Source organism: Chryseobacterium cupriresistens (assembly GCF_046614675.1).
In the GTDB taxonomy this organism is placed as follows: Bacteria; Bacteroidota; Bacteroidia; order Flavobacteriales; family Weeksellaceae; genus Chryseobacterium; species Chryseobacterium cupriresistens.
Genome location: NZ_JBKKJT010000020.1, coordinates 1 through 1,183 on the forward strand (window position 1 = coordinate 1; position 1,183 = coordinate 1,183).

Annotated in this window: 1 protein-coding gene; it reads left to right on the forward strand. The window is 34.9% G+C overall.

Annotation, left to right across the window (positions count from 1 at the left end):
- Window positions 1-70: 70 nt before the first annotated feature.
- Entirely contained in the window at window positions 71-1,135 is a 1,065-nt protein-coding gene (locus ACLI50_RS22515) for an IS110 family RNA-guided transposase (RefSeq protein ID WP_227944447.1), read from the forward strand.
- Window positions 1,136-1,183 lie beyond the last annotated feature (48 nt).

A 1,183-nucleotide genomic window follows, 5' to 3' on the forward strand; every position in this document is an offset into this window, starting at 1 on the left:
AAAAAGATATCTTGGATAATAATCAGGAGACAAAACGAAGGAAGACTTGCTTTTATTTAAAGATAAAAATATGAGTGCATTAAAACAGGTTGTAGGAATAGATGTAGCCAAAGATGAACTGGTGGCAAGTTTTGGCAAATTAATGGAAGATCTAAGTACAGAAATCAAAGATTATAAAGTTTTTAGCAACAGCGAAAAAGGCTTTGAATCACTTCTTAAATGGGTGTACAGCAAAAAGACACTTAATATAGAGGTTATTTTTGTCATGGAGGCTACGGGGGTGTATCATGAAAGATTTGCTCATTTTCTTTATGCAAAGGAAGAAAAAACAGTCATTGTGCTGCCTAATAAGATCAGTAATTTCATCAGGACTCTGGATATCAAAACCATTACCGATAAAAGCTGTTCCATAGCTATTACACAGTTTGGTTTAAGCAGAAAACTAGAATTATGGCAACCCGCAAACCTTGTGTATAAAGAACTTCAGCAGCTAAGCCGCGAGAAAAACCAGGTTATTCAGGAAAGGGTAAGGTGTATGAATCAGCTGCATGCTGAAAAGACTCAAGCTCTTCCGAATTCAAGAACCATAAAACGGCTGACCGAGCGTATTTCGCTATTGAAAAAACAGGAGAAAGAAATTAATGAGGATATGCTTGCACAGGTAAAGAAAAGTCCTGAGGCTACCAGGGGAGTTAATCTGTTGAGCAGTATTCCGGGTATTGGAAAATCAACGGCAATTGCTGTTTTAGCTGAAACCAATGGTTTTGAGCTAATCAGAAATAAAAAACAACTGGTAAGTTATGCAGGATTAGATATCCGCGAGAAACAGTCCGGAACATCAATAAAAGGTAAGCCAAGAATTAGTAAGAAAGGAAATAAAAATATTCGAAAAACATTACATTTTCCTGCCATGACAGCCGTCAAAATGAATAAAAACCATCAGGATTTGTTTCAAAGAATTACAGAAAAAACAGGAATTAAAATGAAGGGATTGGTTGCTGTACAAAGAAAACTCTTGGAACTGATGTATATTTTATTTAAAAATAAAACTTTTTACCAGATAGATTTTGAAGAAAGTAGGGTAAAAATCAAAGACGTTCACCCTACGCAAGCTAACTCAAGGTCGCTTTTATAAATATAAATGTATAAAAAATATTTGGAAGTTAACACAGAATCTAAAGCC